Below are 16,856 nucleotides of genomic sequence, written 5' to 3' on the forward strand. Positions count from 1 at the left end.
GCCGAAGACCGCCTCACCCCACCTCCGAGGAGCCACGTCACGCCGACCCCGATGGCCCCGATGGCCGCCGCCACCGCTCAGTCCTCCCGCGCCACGCCCGCCGTGCCGCTCACCGCCCACGGCCAGTCGACCGCGTCCGGCACCAGCACGGGCACCTTCAGCTTCACCGTCGCCTTGTAGACGTCGCCCTCCCGGCCGCAGTCGATCGAGCCGGTGCGCCACTCCCCCGGCAGGTCGGCGCGGGCCGCCTCCGCGCAGTCGCGGCCCACCGCCCCGGCACGGGCCGCGCGGTCCGCGGCGTGCCCGGCGAGGGAGTAGGTGTAACCGACCAGCACGCACTGCCAGACCACCGCCAGGGCGACGAGGATCATGGGGAAGATCCCGGCGAACTCGACGGCGACCTGGCCCCGGTCCCCGCCCCACCTGCGGAACCGGCGGAACGGCGAGGCCGCGGGGACGGGGGTGAGCCGGTCCGGGCCCGTCCCCCCGCCCGTCGCCGCCCCGGAACCGGTCACTCCTCCGGGACCGCTCGCCCCTCGGGAACCGGCCAACCCTTCGAGACCGCTCATCCCTTCGGGCCCTTCCGCCACAGAGCCCCCCGCCCCAAGCGCCCGGTGCCGGCGCGAGCCGCCCCCGGGCCGGGTGCCGGACGCCGGAGCGGCCAGTCCGAGCTCGCCGGCGAGGGCCCACAGCGCCTGCCGGACCCCCGACCGGGCGTCCAGGTCCTGCATCCGGCCGGAGTCGACGGCCGCCCGCAGCTCCTTGTACGCGGCGGGGACGACGGTACGGGCCACCCGCGTCCCCGTGGTCCGGGCGACGAGCGGCGGCTGTACCTCGGCGCCGCGGGTGTGCCGGTTGACGACGGTCATGGTGTCCTCCGCCTTGCGGATCTGGAGCCGGTCCCACAGCCGGACCATGCGTTTGGCGGCCCGCACGGAGACCACGTCGGGCGTGGTGACCAGCAGGGCGAGGTCGGCCGTCTCGATGACGGCCGCGCCCGCCGCCGTGATCTGCGTACCGCAGTCGGCGACGACGAGCGGATAGCGGCGGCGCAGCGCCGCCGTGATCTGGCGGGAGGCGGGGTCGCCTATCTCCTCGCCGCGTTCGCCCTCGGCCGGGGCGAGGAGCAGGCCGAGCCCGGTGGGGTGCGGGAAGACGGCGTCCTGGAGGACGCGGGGCGAGATGTCGCTGATGCCGGCGAGGTCGGCGACGGACCGCCGGAAGCGGACGTCCAGGTACGAGGCGACGTCGCCGGACTGGAGGTCCATGTCGACGAGGGCCACCTCGTGCCCCGCGGACCGGGCGGCGAGGGCGAGTTGGACGGCTACGACGGTCGTCCCCACGCCCCCTTTCGCGCCGACGACGGCGACGAGGCGCCCGTCGGCCGCGCCGGGCCCGCCGCCCGCCGGGCCGCCCGGGCCGGCGTCCAGGTGGCGGCGGACGCCGGTGGCCCAGTGGGCGGCCGCCTGGACGCGGGTACCGAGCTCGTCGTACGAGGGCGGGAGCGCGGCGAGGCCGCGGGCGCCGCAGTCCATGGCGGCCGCGTACAGGGCGGGTCCGGCGTCGGCGGAGAGGAGGACGACGCCGGTGGCGGGGAAGCGGAGGGCCACCTCCCGGACGACTTCGAGGGCGGGGGCGGGTCCCAGCCGTTCGTGGACGAGGACGACCTCGGGGAGGCCGGAGACCGAGGCGGCGCCCAGTACGGAGAGGGCGTCGAGGAGCGCCGTCGAGTCCCCGACGGTGCGCAGCGGTTCGACGCCGGGGAGCTGGGCGAGGAGTCCGCCGATGGTGCGGGCGGTCTCCGGGTCCGCGACGGCCGGGAGGATGCGGATGGTCACCGGGAACGTCCCCCGTCTACTTGTCGCCGTCGAGGGTGTACGTGCGGTCTGACCCGCTGACGCCGGTGTCGTCGCCCGGCGCCACCAGGGCCAGCCGCACGTGGGTCGCGAACGACTCGGCGTACGCGACGCGTTGCGCGTCCTTCGTGTCCAGGGCGAAGGTGATCGGCACGGCGTCGCCCGCCTGCCGCGCGCCGGACGTGCCGGTCCGGGCGCCGCCGCTCCGGCCGTCGAGCGGGGTGAGCCTGCCGACCTCGATGACCTGGGCGCCGCTGACGATGACCTTCGACACCGGCTGAGGGCTCGCGTCCTTCGCGTCCTTGCCGGCGCCGCCGGCAGGACCGCCGGCCGGGCCGCCCCTGCCGTCGAAGGTGGCGTAGATGTTGACCTTCGACCCCGGCGTGATCTTGCCGGCCACCCCGGTCGCCGCGTCGATCATGATGGCGATCTCCTGCTGCCCGGGCGCGAGGGCGGGCCGGTTGACGATCATGTCGCTCTGCAGCAGCGACCCCCTGCGGAGCGGAGTCACGGCGATCTTGCCGCGCACTTCGGCGAGATCCGTGACCGCCGTGGCGGGCAGCCAGCGCCTGGGCATGGACATCTTCTCGAACTGCCCCTCGTCCAGCGCCCGGTAGGCCGCGACGTCGGACCGCAGCCGGTAGGCGGTGACCTCCGGGCCGACCTTCGACTCGGCGTCGTCCACCACCGCGTACACCCCGGCGGCCGCTCCCACGGCGCAGAGGACCGACAGGAGCAGCAGGATGATCCCGCGTCGCTGACGTGAGTTCATGGTGCGGCGGACCTCACTGGGGCTCGGTTGGGATGCGGCGGCTCGGGTGGTCCCACGGAAGCGGCGACGGACGGCGGGGCGGTGGGCCGCTCACCGCCGGTCGTTCCCCGCGCGGGGATCGGCGTATACGCGCCGGCGCTCCCGTGCGGCGCCGGAGCCCGCGGCGCGGCACGTGCCCCCCGCGGGTCCGACGGGCGGGCGGCGGCCGGGGCTGCGAGGGTACGCCGATCGGCGTGCCCCCGTGGGCTGTTCCGGTATAACGCACCCCTTCGAGCGGTGTCCGGACGCACCCGGAACCGGCCCCTCACGCCGCAGCTCCCACACCTGCCGCACAGAACCCACAGCGGTCGCCGATGAGTTCGAGCCCGCACCAACGGCACTCCTCCCGCCGGACGGAGGCGATCAGCTGGTAGAGGATCGACGGGTCGGGGATGGCGGCGGCGAACTCCACGGCGCGGCGGGTGCCCCACCAGCGGACGGACTCCGCGGGCAGCGGCGACACCTCCTGGACTCCTTCGACGCGCCACTCCGGGGCGAGAACGTCCGTCACCCAGTCCTCGGCCCTGCGCGGGCCGTCCCGGGCCACGGTCAGCCGGGTCGGGTAGGCGGGGCCCGGGACGTCGTCGCCACCGGGGCGGACGAGACGGGGAGCGGGGTTGACGAGGACGCCGAAGCGGACGCCGGGGAGCAGTGAGGTGAGGTGCGGGCCGAGGCCGACCGGCACCCGGTCGAAGCGGGCGACGCTGGCCAGTTGGGCGCCGGCGTAGATGTAGTGGGCGAGGAGACGGGTGGCGGAGGCGAGGACTCCGGGGCCCAGGTCGGAGACGGACAGCTGACGTAACTGGCGGGCCAGGACGCCGACCGCCAGCGGCGGCAGGGAGACGGGCAGCAGGGCGATCCGTTCGCTCTCCAGGACCGCGCGGACGGTGTGCAGCCGGCGGACGTAGGCGGCGGGCAGCGCGTCGGAGTGGACGACGACCAGGTGGCCGCACCGGTCGAGCAGGACGGACGCCTGGGCCACCGCCGTCTCCAGCGGCTGCGCCTCGGGCGGCTGGAGGACGGCCGCGGCCGGCGCCGGGCCGTCGGGGGCGGGCAGCACCAGGTCGGGGCTGGTGACGGCTATCGCAATCGGCACGTCCGAATCCCCGTCCACTCCTGCCCCCGGAGCCCCGGCGGCCATGGATCGACCCTGCTCGGCGCCGGTGCCCCGCACGCGCCGGCGCCCCGCACTTTATCCACGAACGGAGCGGCCCGGAACCGTTCCTCCGAACCGGCTCGGTCCGGCCTCTTCCCGCCCTCTCCGGTCCGTTTCCGAGCGGCGGCCGGCTTTCGCACACAGGCCCGCACGGGGACCGCGAAGCGACCCGCCGGGCGCCATGTCCCGCCCGACCGGCCGTAGAGGAACAGCCCGGACCGATCCCGCCCACCACGGAAGCAGCTCCAGCGGCACCCCGCCGTCGAGTGCGAACGGCAGCGCCCGCGCCTCCCCTTGACGGATGGATTGGTCTGGACCATCCTCAGCGCACCGGTCGGTGACCCCCCTCTTCCGCAGCCATACCCCCCACTCACCGTTTCAACTCTCCCCCCACCGGAAGCAGTAGTGGATCGCCCGGATCACCCATGTCATGACGCACGCCCCGGTCCTACCCGCGCAGGAAGCAGAAGGAGCCACCGCCTCGGCGGCCTCCTCGCCGCCCTCGCCCTGGCCACCGCGGGCGCGGCCGCCACCGGCCCCGCGCACGCCGCACCCAACACCGCCGCACCCGCACCCGCACCCACCACCAGGGCCGACGCCCCGAAAGCCGCCCCCAACCTCCTCAAGAACGCCGGCTTCGAAAACGGACTGTCCCCCTGGTCCTGTTCCGCCGACAGCGGCACCACCGGCACCCCCGCCCACTCCGGCACCGCCGCCCTCAAAGCCGCGCCAAGCGGGCTCGACAACGCCCGCTGCGCGCAGACCGTCGCCGTCAAACCCGGCTCCGCCTACACGCTGAGCGCCTGGGTCCAGGGCTCGTACGTGTACTTGGGCGCCAGTGGCACCGGCACCACCGACGTCTCCACCTGGACGCCGGGAACGGGCACGGATTGGAAGGAGCTCACCACCTCCTTCACCACGGGACCCAACACCACCTCCGTCACCGTCTACACCCACGGCTGGTACGGCCAGAGCCCCTACCTCGCCGACGACATCACCCTCACCGGCCCGGGCGGCAGCGATCCGGGCGACCCGGGCGACCCCGTGCCCTCCGCCCCCGGCGGGCTGACGGCCGGCCGGACCACCTCCTCGTCCGTCGACCTGTCCTGGACCCCGGTCGGTGGCGCCACCGGCTACCAGGTCTACCGCGACGGGACGAAGGCGCAGTCGGTCACCGGCGCCTCGGCCACCGTCACCGGACTCACACCCTCCACCACGTACCGCTTCCAGGTCACGGCGGTCAACGCGGCCGGGGAATCCCCTCGTTCCGCCGAGATCAGCGTCACGACGGCGGCAGGCGGCCAGCCCCCCGCGTCCCAGCACGCGGTGACCGGCTACTGGCAGAACTTCGACAACGGCGCCAAGGTCCAGCGGATCAGCGACGTACAGGCGCAGTACGACATCATCGCCGTCGCGTTCGCCGACGCCACCGCCACGCCCGGCGCCGTGGACTTCACCCTCGACCCCGGCCTGCGCTACAACGAGGCGGACTTCAAGGCCGACATCGCGGCCAAACGGGCGGCCGGCAAGTCGGTGGTGATATCCGTCGGCGGCGAGCGCGGCAGCGTGCGCGTCAACGACGCCGCGTCCGCCGCCAACTTCGCGGACAGCGTCTACCGGGTGATGCAGAAGTACGGTTTCGACGGCGTCGACATCGACCTGGAGAACGGCCTCGACCCGACGTACATGACGCAGGCCCTGCGCACCCTCTCGGCGAAGGCCGGCAACAAGCTCGTGATCACCATGGCGCCGCAGACGCTCGACATGCAGTCGACGTCGGCGAGCTACTTCAAGACGGCGCTGAACGTCAAGGACATCCTGACCGTCGTCAACACGCAGTACTACAACAGCGGTTCCATGCTGGGCTGTGACGGCAAGGTGTACGCGCAGGGGTCGGTCGACTTCCTCACCGCCCTGGCCTGCATCCAGCTGGAGGGCGGGCTCGCTCCCTCGCAGGTCGGCCTGGGCCTGCCCGCCTCCCCGCGCGGCGCCGGCAGCGGCTATGTGGACCCGGCCGTGGTGAACAACGCCCTCGACTGCCTCGCCAAGGGCACCGGCTGCGGCTCGTTCAAGCCCGCGAAGACCTACCCGGGCATCCGTGGGGCGATGACCTGGTCGACGAACTGGGACGCGAGCAACGGCAACGCCTGGTCCAACGTGGTCGGCCCGCACGTCCACGGGCTGCCGTAACGGTCCCGCGCGACCGCGCGAGACCGCGCGACGAGGGCCCGCCGGATCCCCGGCGGGCCCCGCTTCACACCGCTTCCGTCGCCGCCGTCACGGCTTGGGCAGCGTGCAGCCCGGCAGGCTCAGGTCGATCCTGTTGCCGGCCGTCACGCACTTGGCGATGCCGTAGGTCTGCTCGGCGTAGTTGATGCCGCGCCGGACGGTGACGTTCCCGTTCTCGTCCACCTCGCACGGGTTGTTCTCCGTGCACCGCTCGCCGTTCTCGTTGCCGGTGTTGTTGACGGCGATCACCTTGCCGGTGTTCACGTCGATGACCGGCGAACCGGAGGTTCCCCCGATGGTGTTGCAGGAGGGCGTGTAGCGCAGCGAGTCCTTCCAGGTCCAGTCACCCTCGCGGAGCTCGTGGACGAAGCCGTCCACGTTGCAGGAGTAGATCCGCTTCCAGTAGCCCGAGACGACCTTGATCGGCGTGCCGGTGGCGGGGTGGTCGGCGGAGAGGTTGAGGGCGTTGATCCCGTAGCTCTTCTTGATCTGCGCGTAGGTGGTGGTGAGCTGGTACAGAGTGACGTCGGTGTCGGTCATGGTCGCGTAGGCGACCTTGCTCGCGCGGAGCGTGCCGGCCTTGCCCGCGGTGGAGTTGAGCAGGCTGAACGTACGGGACGACGGCTGGTCGACGATGACGTCGCCCGCGCCCGGCATGCCGGTCTCCAGGCAGTGCCCGTTGGTGAGCACGAGGGCCGGGTCGTTGTCGGCCGAGCTGGGGAGGCGTATCAGCGAACCCGAGCAGTTGCTGAGGGCGACGGTGCCGGCGAAGTCGACGGCCTTGGGTTTGGCCTTCGCCGTAGCCTCGGCCTTCGCCTCGACCTCGGCCTGCGCCGCGGACGCCCGTGGGGCGTCGGCCGTCTGTGGCGCGGCGCCCGCGGGGGCGGCGCCGATGCCGGTCGCGGCCGCGCCGCCGAGCAGCAGGGTGGTGAGTACGCCGACGAGAGGTCGTCTCATGGGGGGTGGTCCTCTCCGGACGGAATGCGTTCCGATTTGGCATGTGCATTGTTGGTGGCCTTGAGGTGACGCGCAATCAATCGGACCCGAGTGACGGCTAAGTTGGCCGGAACCCCTCGCACCGGAGTCCTTGACCTGCTCATGTCATTCTCTTGACACTGGCCTGGCCCAACCCCCCACCCGTCGCACACATCGGATCCCTCAGGAGGCCGTCATGCGACCGCGTTCCTCCGGCGGCCGGGCAGCCGCCCTCGCCACCGCCCTCTCCCTCGCCTCCCTCGCTCTGGCCGCGCCCGCCGTCTCCTCCGCGGGCGGTTCCGCACCCCGCCCCGCGACCGGGGCGTCCCACTCGTACGAGGTGACGGGCCCGCGCACCGCCGCCCAGCGCACCGCCGTCGCCGCGACCGGCGCGTCCGTCGACGCCGTCCACGGGAACACTGTGGTCATCACGGCGAACGCGGCCCAGGCCGACCGCGTCCGCGGCCTCGGCCACCGCGTGACCGAGCTGCCCGGCCCGCCGGACCGCTCGGGGGGCGAACGGCCCGTTCCGCACGACTTCCCGTCCCGCGACGCCAAGTACCACAACTACCGCGAGGCCATGGCCGAGATCGACGCGGACGTCGCGGCCCACCCCTCGCTCATGAGCAAGCGGGTCATCGGCAAGAGCCAGGAGGGCCGCGACATCGTCGCCGTCCGGATCAGCTCCGGCGTGAAGCCCGACGACGCCAAGCCGGAGGTCCTCTTCACCCACCACCAGCACGCGCGCGAACACCTGACCGTCGAGATGGCCCTCTACCTGCTGAAGGAGTTCGGCAACGGCTACGGCACCGACCCCCGGGTCACCAAGATGATCGACGAGCGGGTGATCTGGATCGTCCCCGATGTCAACCCCGACGGTGGCGAATACGACATCGCCACCGGCACCTACCGCAACTGGCGCAAGAACCGGCAGCCCAACTCCGGTTCCTCGAACGTCGGCACCGACCTCAACCGCAACTGGGGTTACAAGTGGGGCTGCTGCGGCGGCTCCTCCGGCAGCACCGGGTCGGAGACCTACCGCGGCCGGGCCGCCGAGTCGGCGCCCGAGGTCAAGGTCGTCGCCGACTTCGTCCGCGGCCGCGTCGTCAACGGGAAACAGCGGATCAAGGCCGCGATCGACTTCCACACCTACAGCGAACTGGTGATGTGGCCGTTCGGCTGGACGTACAGCGACACCGCGTCCGGCATGACCCAGGACGACCACGACGCGTTCGCCAAGGTGGGCAAGGCGATGGCGGCCAGCAACGGCTACACGGCCGAGCAGTCGAGCGACCTCTACATCACCGACGGCACCATCGACGACTGGCTGTGGGGCGAGCAGAAGGTCTTCGCCTACACCTTCGAGATGTACCCGACGGACGCGGGCGGCGGCGGCTTCTACCCGCCGGCCTCGGTGATCGACCGGGAGACGGCACGCAACCGGGACGCGGTGCTCCAGTTGCTGGAGAACGCGGACTGCATGTACCGGTCGATCGGCAAGGAACAGCAGTACTGCGCGAAGCGGTAGGAGGCCGTCGGAGAACGGGGCACGGGCGGGCGGGCCACGGCGGTCCGCCCGCCCGTGTGCTCCGATCGGCGCGCACCGTCGTCCACGAGACCCCGGTGACCGCCGTTGACCAGGCGTTCCGCCGGATGTTAGACAGCCGCGAGCGGTGCGCACGGCGGATGCCGCACCGGACGCGCAGAACGAGGAGGCTCGATGGCCGTCGCCGACGACGCCCTGGCCCGGCTCGCCCACGAGCCGGTGGACCACCGTTTCAAGGGGCTGCCCCCGGACGCGGAGGGGCTGACCGTCGGCGACCTCACGGCCCAGCGGCGCTCCTTGTTCACCGATGGCTTCACGACGCCCGTGCTGACCCTGTCGGCCGAGGCGCTGGACCACAACCTCGCGCTGATGGAGCGCTGGTCCGCGGAGCACGGCCTGGCGTTCGCGCCGCACGGCAAGACGTCCATGGCCCCGAGTCTGTTCGCCCGGCAGCTCGCGCACGGCGCCTGGGGCATCACCGCCGCCATGCCCGCCCAGGTCCGCGTCTACCGGGCCTTCGGCGTGCGGCGGATCTTCCTCGCCAACCAGGTGGTGGACGCCGCCGCGCTGCGCTGGCTGGCCGGCGAACTCGCCGCCGACCCGGGCTTCCGGATCGTCGTCTACGTGGACTCCGTGCGCGGCGTCGAGCTGATGGACGCGGCCCTGCGCGGCGCCGGAGCGGGACGGCCGCTGGACGTCGTCGTCGAACTCGGCGCCGCGGGAGGCCGGACGGGCGTGCGGACGGCGGCGGACGCCACGCTGGTCGCGGACGCGGTGGCGGGTGCGGAAACGTTGCGGCTGGTGGGTGTCGCCGGGTACGAGGCGGAGATCCCGGACGCCGACGAGGCGCGGGTCCGCTCCTGGGTGCGCGATCTGACGTCGCTGGCCGTGGAGTTCGACGCGGCCGGGCGGTTCGCCGGGGTCGAGGAGATCGTGGTCAGCGCGGGCGGCAGCTCGTGGTTCGACGCGGTGGCCGAGGTCTTCGGAGAGCTTCCGGAGCTGTCCGCGCCGGTGCTCAAGCTGCTGCGCTCCGGCGCGTACGTCACACATGACGACGGCCAGTACCGCCGCAAGACCCCCTTCGTCCGCCACCCCGCGGAGGGCGCCCTGCGGCCGGCCTTCCGGCTCTGGACCCAGTGTGTGTCCCGCCCGGAACCGGGCCGCGCCTACCTCAACGCGGGCAAGCGGGACGCCCCGTACGACCTCGGCTTCCCCGAGGCGCAGGTCGTCCGCTCGGCCCGTGACGGCGCCGAGCGCCCCGCCGGCCCCATGACGATCACGGGCCTCGCCGACCAGCACGCCTTCGTCACCCTGCCCGAGGACGATCCGCTGGAGGTCGGCGACTGGGTCGGCCTGGGCATCTCGCACCCCTGCACGGCCTTCGACAAGTGGCCGATGATCCCGGTGGTGGACGCGGGCGGGACGGTGACGGAGTACGTGCGGACGTTCTTCTGACGTCCGATCTTCTGACGTCCGACGCGGCGGACGCTCGTGGGTGGTTGAGCCTCAGGAGTCTCGGCGGCCTCGGGAGTCCCGGAAGCCGCCGGGGCCTCGCGAGTCCCGGCAGGCCGCCGTCGGGGTCTGTCGGAAGCGGGCCGGCGGACGTATCGTCCGGGTGAGCCGTGCCGAGGAGCGCCGGACGAGCGACCGACGCGCTCGGAGGACGGCGGCGTGCCCGGGCCTCCGACGCCGGCCACCGTCCCCGCCGGTCCGGCGTCGTCGAAAGGCGGTTGCCCATGGACACGGTCTTCCGGGACGTCCGGCTCGTCGACGGTGGCGGCGGCCCGTCCTTCCGCGCCGACGTCGGCGTGGAGGGCGGCCGGATCGCCGCGATCGTCCGCGAGTCCGCGGGGAGCCGCCCGTCCGGGCGGCGGACCGTCGACGCGCACGGCCTCGCTCTCTCCCCCGGCTTCGTCGACATGCACGCGCACAGCGACCTGGCCCTGCTGCGCGATCCCGGGCACGAGGCCAAGGTCGCGCAGGGCGTGACGCTGGAGGTGCTCGGGCAGGACGGGCTGTCGTACGCGCCCGTGGACGACCGGGCGCTCGCCGGGGTCCGGGCGCAGATCACCGGCTGGAACGGTGACGGGCGGGACGCCGACTTCACCTGGCGCACGACGGGCGAGTACCTGGACCGGCTCGACCACGGCTTCGGCGGCGAGGGCATCGCGGTGGACGCCGCGTACCTCGTGCCGCACGGGACGGTCCGGATACTGGCGGTCGGCTGGGAGAACCGTTCCGCCACGGACGCCGAGCTGGGGCGGATGCGGCGGCTGGTGGCGGAGGGACTGGAGCAGGGGGCCATGGGCCTGTCGGCGGGGCTCACCTACGCCCCGGGCCTGTACGCGGACGACGCCGAACTGACCGCGCTGTGCCGGGTGGTCGCGCGGTACGGCGGGTATTTCTGCCCGCACCACCGTTCGTACGGCGCGCACGCCCTGCGGGCGTACGCGGAGATGATCGAGGTCGCGCGGGACGCCGGCTGTGCGCTGCACCTCGCGCACACCGTCCTCAACTTCGCGGGGAACGAGGGGCGCGCACCGGAGTTACTGCGCCTGCTCGACGCCGCCCGCGCCGAGGGTGTGGACCTCACGCTCGACAGTTATCCCTACACCCCCGGCTGCACCACGCTCGCGTCACTGCTGCCGAGCTGGGCGGCCGAAGGGGGGCCCGAGGCGGTACTGGTCCGGCTGCGCGACGACGCGACGGCCGCCCGGATCCGGTACGCCCTGGAGGCGGCCGGCTCGGACGGGTGCCACGGTCTGCCGGTGGACTGGGCGGCGGTCGAGGTGTCGGGGGTCGCGGACGAGCGGCGGGCTCCCGGGTACGTGGGCAGGACGATCGCCGGGCTGGCCCGCGAGCGCGGCGAGGAGCCCTGGGCGACGGCCCGCCGGCTGCTGGTCGAGGACCGGCTCGGGACGACGGTCCTGCTGCACGTCGGCCACGAGGAGAACGTCCGTGCGATCATGCGCCACCCGGCGCACACCGGTGGGAGCGACGGCATCCTGCACGGCGCCAAGCCGCATCCGCGGGCGTACGGCACCTTTCCGCACTACCTCGGGCACTACGTCCGCGAGCTGGGGATCCTCTCCCTGGAGGAGTGCGTGGCGCATCTCACGTCCCGTCCCGCGGCCCGCCTCGGGCTGTCCGACCGGGGCCTCGTCCGGGTCGGGCGCCGGGCCGATCTGGTGCTCTTCGATCCGGAGACGGTCGCCGCCGGGGCCACTTTCGAAGATCCTCGGCGGCTTCCGACCGGTATTCCTTATGTCCTGATTGCCGGACGCTTTGTGATGGAAGACGGACGCCGGACGGACGTTCTGGCGGGCCGCGCCGTCCGGCGCGCTCCGGCGTCCTGAACCGCCCTGAACAGCGCCGATCGCGCGCGTCCGACGCACCCGGAAAGCCGGCGCACGGCGTGGCGCGCCCCCGTATGGTGGCCGTCATGCAGGTGATCCAGTCAACGAAACTCGCCAATGTCTGCTACGAGATCCGTGGTCCGGTGCTGGAGGAGGCGATGCGGCTGGAGGCGGCGGGCCATCGCATCCTCAAGCTCAACACCGGCAACCCGGCGATCTTCGGCTTCGAGTGCCCTCCGGAGATCCTGGAGGACATGCTGCGCAACGTCGGCGACGCGCACGGCTACGGCGACGCCAAGGGTCTGCTCTCGGCCCGGCGCGCGGTGGTGCAGCACTACGAGACCAAGGGCATCGAGCTGTCCGTCGAGGACGTGTACCTGGGCAACGGCGTCTCGGAGCTGATCCAGATGTCGATGCAGGCACTGCTCGACGACGGTGACGAGGTGCTCGTCCCGGCGCCGGACTATCCGCTGTGGACCGCGTCGGTCTCGCTGGCGGGCGGAACGGCGGTGCACTACCGCTGCGACGAGCAGTCCGACTGGATGCCGGACCTGGCCGACATCGAGCGCAAGGTCACCGACCGCACCAAGGCGCTCGTCATTATCAACCCCAACAACCCCACGGGCGCCGTCTACGACGACGAAATGCTGCGCGGCCTCACGGAGATCGCCCGCCGGCACAACCTGATCGTCTGCTCCGACGAGATCTACGACAAGATCCTCTACGACGGCGTCACCCACACCCCGACCGCCGCCATCGCCCCCGACCTGCTGACCCTCACCTTCAACGGGCTGTCCAAGGCGTACCGGGTCGCCGGCTACCGCAGCGGCTGGATGGCGGTGTGCGGCCCGAAGGCGCACGCGGACAGCTACATCGAGGGCCTGACGATCCTGGCCAACATGCGGCTGTGCGCCAACATGCCCGCCCAGTACGCGGTGGCCACCGCTCTCGGCGGCCGGCAGTCGATCAACGACCTGGTCCTGCCGGGCGGCCGGCTGCTGGAGCAGCGCGACGTGGCGCACGAGCTGCTGACCCGGATTCCCGGTGTGACGTGTGTGAAGCCGAAGGGCGCGCTGTACGCATTCCCGCGGCTCGACCCCAAGGTCTACAAGATCAAGGACGACCGGCAGATGGTGCTCGACCTGCTGCGCGCCGAGAAGATCATGGTGGTCCACGGCACGGGCTTCAACTGGCCGGAGCCGGACCACTTCCGCCTGGTCACGCTGCCGAACGCCAAGGACATGGCGGACGCGGTCACCCGGATCGGCACCTTCCTGGACGGCTACAGCCAGCCCTGACGCCTCCGCCGCCCCGGACGACCCCGGCCTCGTACAGGATATAACTTTAGACAGGATCTAAGTTAGGATGGCCTTCTAAGAAGGACAGGAGGCCATCCATGTACGAACCGATCCGCACCAAGTCGGTCCACACCATGGCCGAACCCGTGCGCGGCGGTCACGGCCCGCGCCGCTCCCGCGGCCAGGAGCTCGACATCCGGCTCGCGGGGCACCTGACCGCGCTGCTCACGGTGACCGACGAGCTGCGGGCCCTGACCCCGTCCGCCGAGCTGGACGACGCCGCCCGGCGGCTGGCCGCCCGGGTCGAGCGGCTGCGCGGCGGACACGCTCCGCTGCGTGCGGTGCCCACGGTGGCCGATGGCGGCCCGGCCCGTGTGCACGCCCTGCACCAGCGGGCGCACATGCTCGCCGGCCAGGCGCTGGTGGTCGCCGGCTCGCGCGGCGACACCGCCGGGGCGGCCCTGGCCGAGGGACGGCTGCGGGCGCACGCGGCGGCGCTGGGGATCACCGACGACATCTGAGCCGGACGGGCCCCGGCCCGGAGCACCCGGCTCGCCGTGAGAACACGGCAGGGCGGGACCGGACGACTTCCCGGCCCACGCCCCGTCACCTCAGCCCAGGCGCTTCACCAGTGCCCGGTACTCGTCCCACAGCTCCTTCGGCGTGTGCTCGCCGAAGGTGTTGAGGTGCTCCGGCACCAGCCCGGCCTCCTCGCGCCAGACGTCCTTGTCGACCGAGAGCAGCAGCTCGAGGTCGGCGTCGGCGATGTCCAGGCCGTTCGTGTCGAGCGCCTCACGCGTCGGCAGCACGCCGATCGGCGTCTCGACGCCCTCCGCGGCGCCGTCCAGGCGCTCGACGATCCACTTGAGCACCCGGCCGTTCTCGCCGAAGCCCGGCCACACGAAGCGGCCGCCCGCGTCCTTGCGGAACCAGTTGACGTAGTAGATCTTCGGCAGCTTCGCCTCGTCGCCCCGCTCGGCGGCGGCCTGGCCGATCTTGATCCAGTGCCCCATGTAGTCGCCCATGTTGTAGCCGCAGAACGGCAGCATGGCGAAGGGGTCGCGGCGCAGCTCTCCGACCTTGCCCTCGGCGGCGGCGGTCTTCTCGGAGGCGACGTTGGCGCCGATGAAGACGCCGTGCTGCCAGCTGAAGGACTCGGTGACCAGCGGCACGGCCGAGGCCCGGCGGCCGCCGAAGAGGATGGCCGAGATCGGCACGCCCTTGGGGTCCTCCCACTCGGGCGCGATGATCGGGCACTGGGCGGCGGGGACGGTGAAGCGGGCGTTGGGGTGGGCGGCCGGGGTGCCGGACTCCGGCGTCCAGTCGTTGCCCTTCCAGTCGGTGAGGTGGGCGGGCGGCTCCTCGGTCATGCCCTCCCACCACACGTCGCCGTCGTCGGTCAGGGCGACGTTGGTGAAGACCGCGTTGCCCCAGAGGGTCTTCATGGCGTTGGCGTTGGTGTGCTCGCCGGTGCCGGGCGCGACGCCGAAGAAGCCCGCCTCGGGGTTGATCGCGTAGAGCCGGCCGTCCTCGCCGAAGCGCATCCAGGCGATGTCGTCGCCGATGGTCTCCACCGTCCAGCCGGAGATGGTGGGCTCCAGCATGGCGAGGTTGGTCTTGCCGCAGGCGGACGGGAAGGCGGCGGCCACGTACTTGGCCTCGCCCTGCGGCGGGGTGAGCTTGAGGATGAGCATGTGCTCGGCGAGCCAGCCCTCGTCACGGGCCATGACGGAGGCGATGCGCAGTGCGTAGCACTTCTTGCCCAGCAGGGCGTTGCCGCCGTAGCCGGAGCCGTAGGACCAGATCTCGCGGTCCTCGGGGAAGTGCGAGATGTACTTGGTGGAGTTGCAGGGCCAGGGGACGTCGGCCTCGCCCTCGGCCAGCGGGGCGCCGAGCGTGTGGACGGCCTTGACGAAGAAGCCGTCGGTGCCGAGCTCGTCGAGGACCGGCTGTCCCATGCGGGTCATGGTGCGCATGGAGACGGCGACGTACGCGGAGTCGGTGATCTCGACGCCGATCGCGGAGAGCGGCGAGCCGAGCGGGCCCATGCAGAAGGGCACGACGTACATGGTGCGACCGCGCATGGAGCCGCGGAAGACGCCCCGCTCACCCTGGAAGATCTCCCGCATCTCGGCGGGGTCCTTCCAGTGGTTGGTCGGGCCGGCGTCCTCCTCCTTGGCGGAGCAGATGAACGTACGGTCCTCGACGCGCGCCACGTCCGTGGGGTCGGAGGCGGCGTAGTACGAGTTGGGGCGCTTGACCGGGTCGAGCTTCCGGAAGGTGCCCTTGGCGACGAGCTCCTCGCACAGGCGCTCGTACTCGGCCTCGGAGCCGTCGCACCAGACGACCCGGTCCGGCTGGGTGAGGGCGGCGATCTGATCGACCCAGGAGATCAGTTCCTGGTGGTGGGTGGGGGTGGTGGGAGCCGCATTTGCGCGCGCCACGATCGCTCCGTCCCGCCGGGGACCCAGGGGGCGCCCGGCGTCGCATCTTGAGGGTGGAACGGACCATCCGCTTGCCTGACCCGGCAGTTGGTCCGTTTCTGCACATTCGCCCCTTGGGGGCTGCGACCCAGACGCTTCGTGACCGCTCATCCGGTGCCGCCCGCACTCATTTGATCATCCGACTCCGTTTCGGTTCTGTCCAGGGGGCACTCCCGTGACCATCGCCACGTGATACCGGCCCGTAACCTACGGTGGCGTAGGTAGCATTGCGTCATGACACCCGCGTCCGACGCGGCGCCCGTCGCGCCCGCAACTCCCGCCGGTGCCGCGACCACCGCGCCTTCCACCTCCTGCCCCGAACCCCTGTCGGCAGTCGTCAAGCCGCGGCTCCGCGGCTGGCTGCACGCGGGGATGTTCCCCGCCGTCCTGATTGCCGGCGTCTTCCTGACCGCGCTCGCGGACAGCACCCGCGGCCGGGTCGCCTGCGCCGTCTACGTCCTCAGCGCATGCCTGCTGTTCGGCGTCAGCGCCCTCTACCACCGCGGCGACTGGAGCCCACGGGTCAATGCCGTGCTCCGCCGCCTCGACCACGCCAACATCTTCCTGATCATCGCCGGCACCTACACACCGCTGACCATGCTCCTGATCCCGGGCGGTCGCGGCCAGTTGCTCCTCTGGGCGGTCTGGGCCGCGGCCGCGGCCGGCATCGCCTTCCGGGTCTTCTGGGTCGGCGCGCCGCGCTGGCTCTACACCCCCTGCTACATCGCCATGGGCTGGGCGGCCGTCTTCTTCCTGCCCGACTTCTTGCGCAAGGGCGGCATCGCCGTGCTCGTCCTGGTGATCGTCGGCGGCCTCCTCTACAGCGCGGGCGGCGTGATCTACGGCATCAAGCGCCCGAATCCGTCGCCTCGTTGGTTCGGCTTCCACGAGGTGTTCCACTCACTGACGCTGGCGGCCTTCGCCGTGCACTACGTCGGCATCTCCCTGGTGGCCTATTCGCACGCCTGACCCACCCGCCTCCTCCGTTCGCCCTCTTCGCGCCCCGCTCCGCACGCCCGACGGCCCGGCCCACCGGCCGTCCGGCAGCGGCCGGGGCGCGTTCCGTTCCCGACGCGCCGTCCGTGGTGGCCGTGGCCGTGAGGTCACGGCCACGCGCCATGTCAGACCCATGACGCCGGCCAGCAC

At 72.4% G+C, this 16,856-nt stretch carries 12 protein-coding genes; 7 read left to right on the forward strand and 5 right to left on the reverse strand.

Annotated elements, in window-relative coordinates:
• Positions 1-77 precede the first annotated feature (77 nt).
• The 3 genes from ACH4PU_RS03485 to ACH4PU_RS03495 form a co-directional block, all read right to left on the reverse strand.
• Entirely contained in the window at positions 78-1,838 is a 1,761-nt protein-coding gene (locus ACH4PU_RS03485) for a CpaE family protein (RefSeq protein ID WP_398265152.1), read from the reverse strand.
• Between the two features lie 16 nt (positions 1,839-1,854).
• Positions 1,855-2,628 carry a Flp pilus assembly protein CpaB gene (gene cpaB / locus ACH4PU_RS03490; protein WP_398265155.1) on the reverse strand — a complete coding sequence of 258 codons (774 nt, stop codon included), beginning with the start codon at positions 2,626-2,628 and terminating at the stop codon, positions 1,855-1,857.
• 304 nt (positions 2,629-2,932) lie between these two features.
• Positions 2,933-3,763, reverse strand: a complete 831-nt coding sequence (locus ACH4PU_RS03495; RefSeq protein ID WP_398265158.1) for a hypothetical protein — start codon at positions 3,761-3,763, stop codon at positions 2,933-2,935.
• A 465-nt stretch (positions 3,764-4,228) separates the two neighbouring features.
• Between ACH4PU_RS03495 and ACH4PU_RS03500 the strand changes: the two genes are divergently transcribed.
• Complete coding sequence (locus ACH4PU_RS03500) at positions 4,229-6,013, forward strand: chitinase (protein WP_398265161.1); 1,785 nt, start codon at positions 4,229-4,231, stop codon at positions 6,011-6,013.
• 87 nt (positions 6,014-6,100) lie between these two features.
• On the opposite strand, the gene ACH4PU_RS03505 is transcribed toward ACH4PU_RS03500, so the two are convergent.
• Entirely contained in the window at positions 6,101-7,009 is a 909-nt protein-coding gene (locus ACH4PU_RS03505; RefSeq protein ID WP_398265164.1) for a trypsin-like serine peptidase, read from the reverse strand.
• Positions 7,010-7,223: 214 nt separating this feature from the next.
• Here ACH4PU_RS03505 and ACH4PU_RS03510 point away from each other — a divergent pair, with 214 nt between their 5' ends.
• From ACH4PU_RS03510 to ACH4PU_RS03530, 5 genes are all read left to right on the forward strand, one after another.
• Entirely contained in the window at positions 7,224-8,555 is a 1,332-nt protein-coding gene (locus ACH4PU_RS03510) for a M14 family metallopeptidase (RefSeq protein WP_398265167.1), read from the forward strand.
• 192 nt (positions 8,556-8,747) lie between these two features.
• Complete coding sequence (locus ACH4PU_RS03515; RefSeq protein WP_398265170.1) at positions 8,748-10,028, forward strand: amino acid deaminase; 1,281 nt, start codon at positions 8,748-8,750, stop codon at positions 10,026-10,028.
• Positions 10,029-10,309: 281 nt separating this feature from the next.
• Positions 10,310-11,929: an amidohydrolase family protein gene (locus ACH4PU_RS03520; protein WP_398265173.1), complete on the forward strand. Its 1,620-nt coding sequence runs from the start codon at positions 10,310-10,312 to the stop codon at positions 11,927-11,929.
• 86 nt (positions 11,930-12,015) lie between these two features.
• The gene (locus tag ACH4PU_RS03525) at positions 12,016-13,227 is read left to right on the forward strand and encodes a pyridoxal phosphate-dependent aminotransferase (RefSeq protein ID WP_398265176.1); all 1,212 of its coding nucleotides are present in this window, start codon (positions 12,016-12,018) and stop codon (positions 13,225-13,227) included.
• A 98-nt stretch (positions 13,228-13,325) separates the two neighbouring features.
• On the forward strand, positions 13,326-13,748 hold the full coding sequence (locus tag ACH4PU_RS03530; RefSeq protein ID WP_398265179.1) for a hypothetical protein: 423 nt from the start codon (positions 13,326-13,328) through the stop codon (positions 13,746-13,748).
• A gap of 90 nt (positions 13,749-13,838) precedes the next feature.
• On the opposite strand, the gene ACH4PU_RS03535 is transcribed toward ACH4PU_RS03530, so the two are convergent.
• Positions 13,839-15,671, reverse strand: a complete 1,833-nt coding sequence (locus ACH4PU_RS03535) for a phosphoenolpyruvate carboxykinase (GTP) (RefSeq protein ID WP_398265182.1) — start codon at positions 15,669-15,671, stop codon at positions 13,839-13,841.
• A 273-nt stretch (positions 15,672-15,944) separates the two neighbouring features.
• On the opposite strand from ACH4PU_RS03535, the gene ACH4PU_RS03540 reads away from it, so the two are divergent.
• Positions 15,945-16,679 (forward strand): hemolysin III family protein, encoded by a 735-nt coding sequence (locus tag ACH4PU_RS03540; protein ID WP_398265185.1) that lies wholly within the window; start codon positions 15,945-15,947, stop codon positions 16,677-16,679.
• The last annotated feature ends 177 nt before the right edge of the window (positions 16,680-16,856 follow it).

It is taken from the genome of Streptomyces sp. NPDC021100 (assembly GCF_044333095.1).
In the GTDB taxonomy this organism is placed as follows: Bacteria; Actinomycetota; Actinomycetes; order Streptomycetales; family Streptomycetaceae; genus Streptomyces.

Bases quoted from the DNA above. Each gene is read 5' to 3' on its own strand.
- cpaB (WP_398265155.1), bottom strand. From the start codon at position 2,628: ATGAACTCACGTCAGCGACGCGGGATCATCCTGCTGCTCCTGTCGGTC.
- ACH4PU_RS03505 (WP_398265164.1), bottom strand. From the start codon at position 7,009: ATGAGACGACCTCTCGTCGGCGTACTCACCACCCTGCTGCTCGGCGGC.
- ACH4PU_RS03510 (WP_398265167.1), top strand. From the start codon at position 7,224: ATGCGACCGCGTTCCTCCGGCGGCCGGGCAGCCGCCCTCGCCACCGCC.
- ACH4PU_RS03515 (WP_398265170.1), top strand. From the start codon at position 8,748: ATGGCCGTCGCCGACGACGCCCTGGCCCGGCTCGCCCACGAGCCGGTG.
- ACH4PU_RS03520 (WP_398265173.1), top strand. From the start codon at position 10,310: ATGGACACGGTCTTCCGGGACGTCCGGCTCGTCGACGGTGGCGGCGGC.
- ACH4PU_RS03525 (WP_398265176.1), top strand. From the start codon at position 12,016: ATGCAGGTGATCCAGTCAACGAAACTCGCCAATGTCTGCTACGAGATC.
- ACH4PU_RS03530 (WP_398265179.1), top strand. From the start codon at position 13,326: ATGTACGAACCGATCCGCACCAAGTCGGTCCACACCATGGCCGAACCC.
- ACH4PU_RS03540 (WP_398265185.1), top strand. From the start codon at position 15,945: ATGACACCCGCGTCCGACGCGGCGCCCGTCGCGCCCGCAACTCCCGCC.